Source organism: Flavobacterium xizangense (assembly GCF_054075145.1).
Genome location: NZ_JBSIPG010000015.1, coordinates 49,408 through 60,091 on the forward strand (window position 1 = coordinate 49,408; position 10,684 = coordinate 60,091).

A 10,684-nucleotide genomic window follows, 5' to 3' on the forward strand; every position below is an offset into this window, starting at 1 on the left:
ATGAAAACAAAAACTCAAAATAAAAATAGTGCGTTCGAAAAGTTCGCAAGTGCAGTTTGCAAAGCAACAGGTAGTACCCCGGCATTTATTATTGCTTTTTTAATTGTTGTTGTCTGGGCAGTTTCCGGGCCATTTTTCGATTATTCCGAAACCTGGCAATTGGTTATTAATACCGGAACAACAATTATCACTTTTTTAATGGTTTTCTTAATTCAGAAAGCACAGAATAAAGATTCACTGGCGATTCAGCTTAAACTAAATGAATTAGTTGCTTCAAACGAATATTCGAGCAATAGTCTTGTTGATATTGAAAGCATGACAGAAGAAGAAATGGAAATAGTTCAAAAATATTATCGCAGGTTAAGTGAGCTGGCCAAAAAAGACGAAACTATAAGAACATCCCATTCTATTGCAGAAGCTCATGAACAGCATGCTCGAAAAGATAAAAACAGAACTCAATATAAAACCCTTAGTAAAACAGCTAAAAAACCAAAAACTACTTCGACAACAAAAACCACCAAAAAATGAAACTACGCTCAACTGAAACTTTCTGGCCATTAAAATACAAAATGCAGTCAAGTTATCCGTCTTTAGATTCAGATCTCGAGACACCAATTTTGATCATTGGAGGCGGTATTACAGGCGCATTGATTGCTTATCAACTAATCAGCGAAGGGAAAAAAGCAGTCTTAGTTGACCGACGCGATATTTGCAACGGAAGCACCGCTGCAAGTACGGCTTTGCTTCAATACGAAATTGACGTTTCTTTGCACGAATTGATCAAATTAAGAGGAGCAGACTGTGCGATAAACAGTTACAGAAACGGAAAAAAAGCAATTTTTGATTTGCGAATCATTATTGATACTATAAAAAGCGATTGCGAATTTGAGTTTAAAAAAAGTATTTATTTCTGCAGTCTTAAAAAGGATATTCCGTTTTTAAAAAATGAATTCAAAACCAGAAAACAGCATGGTTTTGACGTTAATTGGATGAGCAAAGCAGAACTGGAAACAATGGGACTAAAGGCAATTGCAGCAATAGAATCGAAAACTGCTGCCGTTGTTGATCCTTATCATCTGGGTCAGGATTTACTTTCTTATTGCCAAAATAAAGGAATGAAAATATATGACCGTACAAACATTGAATCCATAAAAAATAAAGGTGAAAAATTTATTGTGCAGACTGAAAATGGAAATCAAATATTGACAGATCACATAATACATTGTTCCGGTTATGAAAGCACTGAAACCTTAAAAGAAAAAGTTGTCGATTTAAAAAGCACTTATGTCATTGCATCTGAAAGCTTGCCCGATTTGCCCGCGGTCTTCAAAAACTCAATTTTATGGGATACTTCAAATCCTTATTTATATTTTAGGGCTACTTCAGACAACAGATTAATTGTTGGCGGGGGCGATGAAAATTTTTTGGATGCTAAAAAACGTGATAAATTAATTCCGAAAAAAGAGCAGTTTTTGATGCGTTCCTTCAAAAGAAAATTTCCAAACATCAATTTTAAATTAGATTATTCCTGGGCAGGAACATTTGGCGAAACAAAAGATGGCCTGCCTTACTTTGGAAAACCAGATCCTAAAAAAAATGAACATTACGTTTTAGGTTTTGGCGGAAACGGAATTACATTCAGCATCATCGGAATGAATTCAATTTTGGATTCCATAAACAATAAAAGCAATATGGATTTAGAATATTACCGCTTTGGACGTTGACAAAAAAGTTGCTAAGGTTGCTAAGGTTCTAAGTTCAGCTTCTATATAGCTTAGAACCTTAGTACCTTAGCAACTTAAATTAAACTTATATTCTTTTGGACTACAATTGAATTTTTGTTTGAAAATTTTGGAGAAATAACTTCTGCTTGTAAAACCAATACAATACACGATTTCAGAAATATTTAAATCGGATGTACGCATTAAAATTTCAGCTTTCAAAACCCTCATGTGCGTGATGTAATCATTGACCGTTCTGTCGTGAATCATTTTAAATCCCTCCTGAAGTTTATTTGGCGATAAACCCGATTTTTTGCTCAGTGATTTTATAGTAAATGGCTCTTCCGGACTTGATTTTATAAATTCTGAAAGTTCTTTTATTTCTTCCATTTCTTTTAAAGTCAGACAATTTGCATCTTTCGGAAAAGCATTTAAATCGTCGCTATGCTGTTGGATTTCCATTGCCAGAATAATTTTCAGAATTCCTTCTTTAAGTAAATTTCTCACGATTCCGGTTTGTGTTACAGCATTTAGCTGTTCGATTTTTTCAGCAATTTTCAAATTGTATGAGCCCATGTAAAAAAAGTTCTGAAGTGCATTATTTTCAAAAAAAGTTTCTTTTACTTTTTGATTTAAAGAAGGTATTAAATCAGATTCTGTCTGAGTTCCCACAATAATCAAAGTCAGTTTAGTATTCACCTCTTTTTCGAAAAACAAAACATTATTCTGGTTTTGATTTGAAGCCAAAATAGCAGTCTGAAAAGTCTGAAACTTACGCTCTTCGCCATCAATTCCAAAACTGTGTGACAAACCGCCTTTTGAGCAATATGCAAAATAAACAGGTGTTGATATCACATTCAAAAAATCCATTCGAACCGCTGTCGAAAACGTCATATCAAATTGAACATACGAAATATTATCATTGAAAGAAGCTCCCGTTATTGTTCCTTTAGCAAAACTATTGTTGATTTCTAAAGCATATTCATCGAAATCAAAAGTTATTGTTCCGTCAAGATTATTATTTAATTCCTCAAATACGGTTTGGATTTGCTCTGTATGTATGGTAATTATTTTCATTTTGCTTACATTTAGATTTGGTATTTTTATTTCAGATAAAAAACAAATTCTTTTGTTATAAATCAATAATCCAAAGTTCGCTCAAGCATTGATCAAAAATGTTATATAATTTTGGCGTTTTGTTTTATAATTACTTCAGAATAAAAATTTAACTCAAACAAAAATTTTCTTAATTCAAAAAAAATGAAAAGCTACTCGTTCGCTCCAATCTCGACAAACGATTCTGAAATTTTAATTCTCGGAACGATGCCAGGTACAAAATCATTAGAACTAAATCAATATTATGGGCACAAGCAGAATAATTTTTGGAAATTCATTTTCATAATTCTAAACGAAGATTTCTCCTCTGATTATGAAGTCCGAAAAGAAATACTTAAAAAAAATAAAATCGCAGTTTGGGACGTTCTTCAATACTGCGAACGAATAGGAAGTTTGGACACTGCCATTAAAAATGAAATTGCCAATGATTTTGAAACCTTTTTAAAACAGCATCCAAATATTAAAGCCATACTTTTTAATGGTCAAAAAGCACACGCTTTTTTCAAAAAATACGTTCATCTGAAAAATACGTACCAATTTTATACACTTCCGTCGACAAGTCCGGCCAACGCAGGAAAAACGTTTGATTCAAAATTATCCGAATGGAAAATTATTGCCGATTTGCAGAACAATAGTTGAAATCATATAACAATTTGAACTTAAAGTATAACAAAAAAAAATCAACACTTATTAATTTTACTTACAAGAAATTAAAGCCACAATAACTAAGATTTAAAAGCAGAAATGAAGGCTTTTTTCAAATAAATAGAATTACAAACTGTAAAAGTTTAAAGTATAAAGAAAACATTGGTTATGTTAGTTTATTTTGAGAAAGAAAGCTATTCTAATTTTTAGGGTAGCTTTGTTTTTTTTCATTAATACCAAAAACAATAATTATGAAAGTTCAAACCTATTACAACCACATACGATTTTACACCGCACATCATTTTATATACTATCCCATTTTAATTATTTTTTTACTGTGCAGTCTCTATTTTGCCTGCAATACAAACGACACACTAATTTGGTCATTTATAAGCGTTTGCTTTGTATTTCTTTTTTGCCTGGCTTTTATGCTTCGTCAACATTATGCCTTGATTTTGCAAAACCGAATCGTACGCTTAGAACTTCGTTACCGTTACTTCACATTGACTGGAAAAAGACTTGAAGAATTCGAATACAAATTAACGGATGATCAAATTTTCGCACTTCGTTTTGCACCAGACAATGAATTTTTACCATTACTGGAAGACGCCTTAAAAAACAACCTTACCGGCGATGCCATCAAAAAAGCTATCATTCATTGGAAAGCGGATTATGATAGGGTTTAATTTTAGTTATGAGTTATGAATTCACACTATATGTCATCATTCGACATTTCATAACTCATAACTCATAACTTCAATAAGGGCGTGCCACCTTTTAAAAAAAGGCCTTAATATACTTTGTGCGTATTGAGGCCTTTTTTTAAAAGCTGCCGGGCTATCCATGCTACTTCGGTAGCTTACTCCTATCCCTCACGCGGCTCTCGTTTTCAAGAGATATTTTATGAATTTTTGAATCTAAAAACACTATCAAACTGATAATCAACGGAATTATCTAAATAATAAACGGCAAAAAATTAAATGAATGATTTTTTTTGTTAACTTTAAGTGTTAAAAATTTATCAAAAACTCTAAAATTAAATCCGATGAAAAAATTAATTTGTTTTATGATAGTTTGCTTCTCTTGTTTTTCAGCCAAAGCACAAATTACCGCTGAAATTCCATCTGATACCTTGCCCTCCGTACAAAATAATTCAGACGACGATTTTCAGAACTATGATCCTGATGATTTGCCTTGGCATGCAAGACGTTTTAAGTTCACAGCCGGTGCATTTTTTCCCATAAATAATACACAAGTGGAAGTTGGAAGCAATAACGGTGATTTTGGAAACATGATTGATTTTGAAAAAGATCTCGGTTTTAATAGAAGCAGTGAATCATTTGCTGCTGCTTTTGAATGGCGCATTTCAAGAAGATCAAGACTGGGTTCTGAGTATTTTTATTTGAACAGAAAATCAACAAAAGTCCTTCAAAAAGAAATAGAATTTGGTGATCATACTTATCCAGTAGATGCAAGGGTTTCAGCATTTCTAGACAATCAAATTATTAGAATATATTACGGTTATGCTTTTATATCCAAACCAAAATATGAAATAGGCGCCTTGATAGGTGCACACGTTATGTTAGTAGATGTAGGTTTGAGTTTAGAAGGACAAACACAGCAAGTCTCCTATAGTGATGATTTTGGCGTGACTGCGCCATTACCAGATATCGGACTTTGGGGAGAATTTGTATTAGGCAAAAAAGTCGGACTTTATGCTAACTTTAATTACTTCGCCCTAAAAATAAATGATATCGACGGACGTATCTTGAGTTATAACTTGTCTGTATTATATAACTTGTATAAAAATTTCAGTATAACAGCAGGTTATACAGGCTTAAACATCAGAGTAGATGCTCAAAAAGAAAGATTAAACGGTTTCTTCAAATGGGGTTACAATGGACCAACAATTGCTCTAACTTATTCTTTTGGAAAACATATTCAGCTGCATAAATAAGGTTCTAAGGTTCTAAGATTCTGAGGTTCTAAGTTTTTTTAACCGCAATCCGGATAGCTATCGGGATTGCGATTAAAGATCAACTTGAAACTTGAAACAAAAAATAAACAAGCCCGAAATCTTTAAAAAGAAATCGGGCTCATTTGCTCAAACTTAAACTTAACTAAAATAAAACGAAAACTAATTCAATTAATTTAATAGAGTGAATTTTATAGCTGTTCCTCCTCCAGCTGCCAATTTGATATTTATTACGCTTTTATTATTTACTTTTTGTTTTGAAATCGTAACCGGATACGGATTTGTTTTATAACTTGCTCCTGCTCCATCTGCATAAATTGTTGCTTCATATTCTTTTCCGGCATCTAAAAATGACAATTCCACTTTTAAATCTCTGGCATCTTTGTTTGTAATTGAACCTAAATACCAATTTTTTTCCTCCCAATCTTTTCGGACAATGGTGGTGTATTCTCCAATTTTAGAATCCAAGACTTTTGTGTAAGACCAAGTACATGGAACATCTTTTATGAACTGAAATTCAGGTTTTCCAACATAATTCTCAGGCAAATCAGAAGCCATTTGCAACGGACTGAAAATAATCACATACAAAGCCAATTGATTTGCTAAAGTTGTCTGTACTCTCGCTCCAGAAGGCGTTTTATAATCAAAATTGAAATTCCCCGGCGTGTAATCAAACGGCCCAGAAAGCATTCTTGTAAAAGGCAAGGTTGTTAAATGTTGAGGAGTATTTCCTCCGTCAACTGACCATGCATTGTATTCCTGCCCTCTTCCGCCTTCTTGCGACATAAAGTTTGGATAGGTACGCTGAATTCCCGTTCCTTTCATTGGCTCGTGATTATCAATCATGATATGGTATTTAGCCGCTGTTTCGATTACTTTTCTGTAATGACGAGCTCCATACTGACTGTCGTGCCATTCTTTTTTATCCAAATATTTGTTTACATAACCCGTTTTCACCGAATTAACTCCCATTTTTTGATACAATTTAAAAGCATCTTCAAGCTGGCTTTCATAATGTTTAGAAGCGCCTGCAGTTTCATGGTGACCAATTAATCGAACATTTTTTATGGCAGCATATTTTGTAATTTCTTCCAAATTAAAATCGGGATAGGCTTTTACAAAACTAAACGCAGATCCATCGGCAGTCCAGTCGCCGTCCCAACCCTCGTTCCAGCCTTCCACCAGAACGCCGTCAAAATTGTTTTTCGCTGCAAAATCAATATATTCTTTGGTATTTTTTGTTGTAGCACCGTGTTTTGGACCTTGTCCCCAAGTGAATTTTTCTAAATGCATTCCCCACCAAATTCCAATATATTTTGATGGCGTAATCCAGGAAAGATCTTCAATTTTTGAAGGTTCATTTAAATTCAGCATAATGGTTGAAGTCGCCACATCGCCAGGTGTTTTTCCTACCACAATGGTTCTCCAGGGCGTTACAAAAGGAGCTTCAGCATACACTTTTACACCATCTGCCCAAGGCACTAGATCACTTTTGTATTGTTTGTCACTTGTTTTTAAAAGTGTCATTGAAGCAAAATCAGTCAAGTTAGCTTCGTGAATCGCTACATATAATTTCTCTTTTGTTTCGAAAGTAGCCGGAGTATTAATGGTATCAGTTTTGCTAATTGGCGTTTTTCGGTATTCACTTTCGTAATAACTGTTTTCGCGGTGCACCGGAATCCACCAAACATCATTATTTGATTTAAAAGTAAACTGCGTAACTTCATTCGAAATTTTCACTTTGCCTAAATTAGGTTGTTTGGGAAAAGAATAGCGAAATCCTAAACCATCATCAAAAACTCTGAAAATAATATCAACCAACCGTTCCTCACCTTTTGCTTCTTTCAAATGAACAATCAATTCATTGTGATGATCTCGCACTTTTTTGAATTCTCCCCAAGGTTGTTCCCAAGTTTCATCAGAAGTTTTTTCTTCGGTAGAAACCACTTCAAAACCATCTGTCATTTTTTGAATTCCCTGAAACTCAAAACCCAACAATGAAGGCTCAATAACCGATTTTCTGCCAGATGTAAAACTATATTGAGGTTGTCCAGAAGGAGTCAATTCAAAAACTAATTCGGTGTTTTTTCCAGGAGAGCTGATTTTATATGTCGTTTTTTTAGTACCGCAGGCGCAAATCAGCATTGAGGCTAATGCGATCAGGCAGTATCTATATCTTATGTTTTTCATTATTTAATTGTATTAATTACAGCTCTTATTTTATTTCGCTTATTACTTGTTTTGCTTTTGCAGGTTGCATCGAAACAAAATAATTAAAAGCCTGATCTAATTTTTTCTGAGCATCAGCATTGCTTTTCTTTTCAACTCTTAGGTTATATAGTTTGCTGATATCTGCAAAATAGGATTCAGTGTTTTTTACTCCGGCAAAAGTTTTTACTTTTTCGATATAATTGTAACCAAATTCAACTGTTGGTTCGAACATTGTACCTTCGCCAAAGTCATTCCAGGTAATCAATTGCAGGTAGCTCAGGTTTGCATTTTTAGCCAAAGAAAGAGTTTCATCAAGCGTTGCTCCATTATTGTGCTCGATTGTCCAGCCAATTGCTGCTCCGCCACCGCCTTCGGCATAAAAATCCTTAAAACCAGGATAAGCACTTCCCATTGCAACTGAAAGTTTTGGTTTTGTATTAGTGTACCAATTCGTTAAATAAGTGCTGTTTTTGTAAACCCATGAATATTCTCCAGAAGCATTATCTCCGGCCTCAATAGATTGATCCCAAAGCGTAAGGAAAGTTGGTTTTGTTGTTAATGTGCTAAAAACATTTGTCCATTCGGCTGGTGTCTGCAATACAATTGGACCGAAATTCAGCAATAAAGGTTTTCCGTTTATTTTGATGTAGTTGGCGTTAGAAAAATAATTCGTCTGCATGTAAGCTAAATCGGTTTTTGCAGCACTCGTTACCGAAATTGCTTTTCCTGCATCGACAACATTTTTTGTCACTCGGTCTTCGTAAACAATTGCATATTCAAGTCCGACTTTGCTTAGCATCGCGATTAATTGCTCTGTGTTTTCTTTTACCATTCGGTAATCGTTTACGTCATAAGTGCCGTACCAATCGATCAAAACACCATCAATTCCTGAATATTTCATCAATAATAAATGATTTTCAATCACATTTTTGTCGCCCGAATGATAAGGCCCAATCAGCGGATAATAGTATGATGCAATTTCCCTGCGGTTGTTTGCTCCAATAGTATTTGGGTTTTTGTTTGCCATTGTCCAGTGATATCCCCATTTTTTATCGGCACTGCTTTCATTGGTTTCAAACCAAGGCATATAATGAACGTAAATTTTGGTACTGTTTGTTTTTTCAATCGCAACAGGAGCAAGTGTTTCCGGTTCAGTTGGTTTATCTGGACCTTTGTCATCACTGCTGCATCCGGCGGCGATTAAAATATTCACGATCCCAAAAAACAATAAGGTGATATATCTTTTCATATTGATGTAATTTGTTTTTTTATTTTTAAACACATAGAAACATAGCTTTTTGCACTCAAAAAAAGGCGTTTCACTTATTTAAAATGCACATAGTAATCTTTGTGAAAGAAATCAGTTTCTTTTTTATCTTCTCTGCCTACACATAAAATCTATTTTTCTATGTGTTTAATAATATTCCCATGATTTATACCTAAGAATAATCCAGATTTAAAAATATGTCAGCCTTCCACGACTAACCAACATGGAAGACTGACATTCAATAACCTAATACCCAGGATTCTGTTTTAGGTTTTTATTTGTTGTTAAAACGGTACTTGGAATTGGGAAAATAGCTCTGTATTTTTCAGTTGTTCCTTTTTCCCACCAAGGCAAGAAGAATGTTCCAAAACGAATGTTGTCTGTTCTTCTTCTACCTTCAAACGTAAATTCCTTAAGCAATTCCTGATCAATAAAATGAAGATCTATTGTCGCTGGCATTTCTTCACCTGCGCGCGCTGTTACTTGCTGCAAAAATGGTTTTGCCAAATCAGGAGATCCTAAACGAACATAACATTCCGCTTGCATCATTAAGATTTCAGCATAACGAATCACCACTAAATCGTGATCACGTTCCCACTGTTCACCTTCTTTCATTTCATATTTGCCTAAACGAACTCCTTGATTTTCTTTAGCATCAGCAACACTTGTAACTTCTTCAGTATAAGTCAACTTTTCACCGTTATCCATAACGATAACTTGTCCTGTCGCTTTATTGATTTGATCTCCGGCAACCATACATTTTTTTCTTTTGTCAGTATCAGCAAAAGCGGAAAATACGCCTGGCTGTGCACACATTCCATTTGCACTCCAAGGATAATCGGCAGTTGCAGAAACTGTCAATTTATGTAAGTAGTGGCAAGACATTGAATTCATGTAATTTCCAACAGTTCCCGCTTTTGAATCGTAAGGAATTGCAAAAATGATTTCAGGTGATTTTTGATTTTCTGTAGCAAAATTGGCAAAGAAATCTGGCGTTAATGAATAACCAGAAATCTTTTGACACATATTCAAACAATCCTGCCAACGCGCTGTTCCAATAAAAGCTTCAGAATTTAGATATAATCTTGCCAATAAAGAATACGCCACGTTTTTAGTCATTTTAGAATACACCACATTTGAATTTAAATGCGGAAGAGCATCTGTCAATTCTTTTTCAACAAAATCATATACTTGTTTTCTAGTAGAATTTGATGGAAGCGATGTGTCTTCAAAATTGGTTACAATTGGCACATTTCCAAATAAGTCTAAAAGATTGTAATAGTAATATGCTCTTAAAGCTTTTAATTCAGCATAAATTGGCGCTTTTGCAGTATCACTCAAAGATGATTTATCGATTTGATAAATAATTGAGTTGATCTTCGCAATTCCGGTATAATTGTAACGCCAAGCTGAAAGAATCATTCGGTTATCCGCTTTCCATGTATGCTTTTGTGCATCCTGATATTGTCCGCCATCGTACCAGTTTGTTCCTCTGGTAGGAATTGTTGCTTCATCAGAAACGGTTTCAGTTAAAAAGAATACATATTCACAAGTTGGGTAATTGTTTGATATTCCGTCAGCGAATCCTCTTAGAGAAGAATAAGCACCTCCAACTAATGCATCAACTTCTTTGGAAGTATTTCCAAAATTTCCATCCTCTACTTTATCATATAAGTCTTCACTTAAATCTGTACATGATATCGTAAAAAGCATGCTTATCAATATTGCTGCTGTTATTTTGATTTTCAT

Annotated in this window: 9 protein-coding genes; 5 read left to right on the forward strand and 4 right to left on the reverse strand. The window is 34.3% G+C overall.

Translation table 11 applies throughout. The features are described 5' to 3' along the window. Window positions 1-528: a low affinity iron permease family protein gene (locus tag ACWA1B_RS21220; protein WP_456910443.1), complete on the forward strand. Its 528-nt coding sequence runs from the start codon at window positions 1-3 to the stop codon at window positions 526-528. Next, window positions 525-1,724, forward strand: a complete 1,200-nt coding sequence (locus tag ACWA1B_RS21225; RefSeq protein WP_456910445.1) for an NAD(P)/FAD-dependent oxidoreductase — start codon at window positions 525-527, stop codon at window positions 1,722-1,724. The genes ACWA1B_RS21220 and ACWA1B_RS21225 overlap by 4 nt, the downstream gene beginning before the upstream one ends. A gap of 66 nt (window positions 1,725-1,790) precedes the next feature. On the opposite strand, the gene ACWA1B_RS21230 is transcribed toward ACWA1B_RS21225, so the two are convergent. After that, window positions 1,791-2,798, reverse strand: a complete 1,008-nt coding sequence (locus tag ACWA1B_RS21230) for a helix-turn-helix domain-containing protein (protein ID WP_456910447.1) — start codon at window positions 2,796-2,798, stop codon at window positions 1,791-1,793. Between the two features lie 183 nt (window positions 2,799-2,981). Between ACWA1B_RS21230 and ACWA1B_RS21235 the strand changes: the two genes are divergently transcribed. The 3 genes from ACWA1B_RS21235 to ACWA1B_RS21245 all read left to right on the forward strand — a co-directional run bounded on the left by ACWA1B_RS21235 (window position 2,982) and on the right by ACWA1B_RS21245 (window position 5,439). Beyond that, the gene (locus ACWA1B_RS21235) at window positions 2,982-3,476 is read left to right on the forward strand and encodes a DNA-deoxyinosine glycosylase (RefSeq protein WP_456910449.1); all 495 of its coding nucleotides are present in this window, start codon (window positions 2,982-2,984) and stop codon (window positions 3,474-3,476) included. Window positions 3,477-3,733: 257 nt separating this feature from the next. After that, entirely contained in the window at window positions 3,734-4,168 is a 435-nt protein-coding gene (locus ACWA1B_RS21240; RefSeq protein ID WP_456910451.1) for a DUF6526 family protein, read from the forward strand. Window positions 4,169-4,527: 359 nt separating this feature from the next. Continuing rightward, window positions 4,528-5,439, forward strand: a complete 912-nt coding sequence (locus tag ACWA1B_RS21245; RefSeq protein ID WP_456910453.1) for a hypothetical protein — start codon at window positions 4,528-4,530, stop codon at window positions 5,437-5,439. A 189-nt stretch (window positions 5,440-5,628) separates the two neighbouring features. Here the strand turns inward: ACWA1B_RS21245 and ACWA1B_RS21250 are convergent, their stop codons facing one another. The 3 genes from ACWA1B_RS21250 to ACWA1B_RS21260 all read right to left on the reverse strand — a co-directional run bounded on the left by ACWA1B_RS21250 (window position 5,629) and on the right by ACWA1B_RS21260 (window position 10,684). Then, a complete protein-coding gene (locus ACWA1B_RS21250) occupies window positions 5,629-7,647 on the reverse strand; it encodes a glycoside hydrolase family 97 protein (protein WP_456910455.1) in 2,019 nt (672 codons plus the stop codon). 25 nt (window positions 7,648-7,672) lie between these two features. Next, the gene (locus ACWA1B_RS21255; protein WP_456910457.1) at window positions 7,673-8,917 is read right to left on the reverse strand and encodes a glycoside hydrolase family 71/99-like protein; all 1,245 of its coding nucleotides are present in this window, start codon (window positions 8,915-8,917) and stop codon (window positions 7,673-7,675) included. A gap of 264 nt (window positions 8,918-9,181) precedes the next feature. Then, a complete protein-coding gene (locus ACWA1B_RS21260) occupies window positions 9,182-10,684 on the reverse strand; it encodes a RagB/SusD family nutrient uptake outer membrane protein (protein ID WP_456910459.1) in 1,503 nt (500 codons plus the stop codon).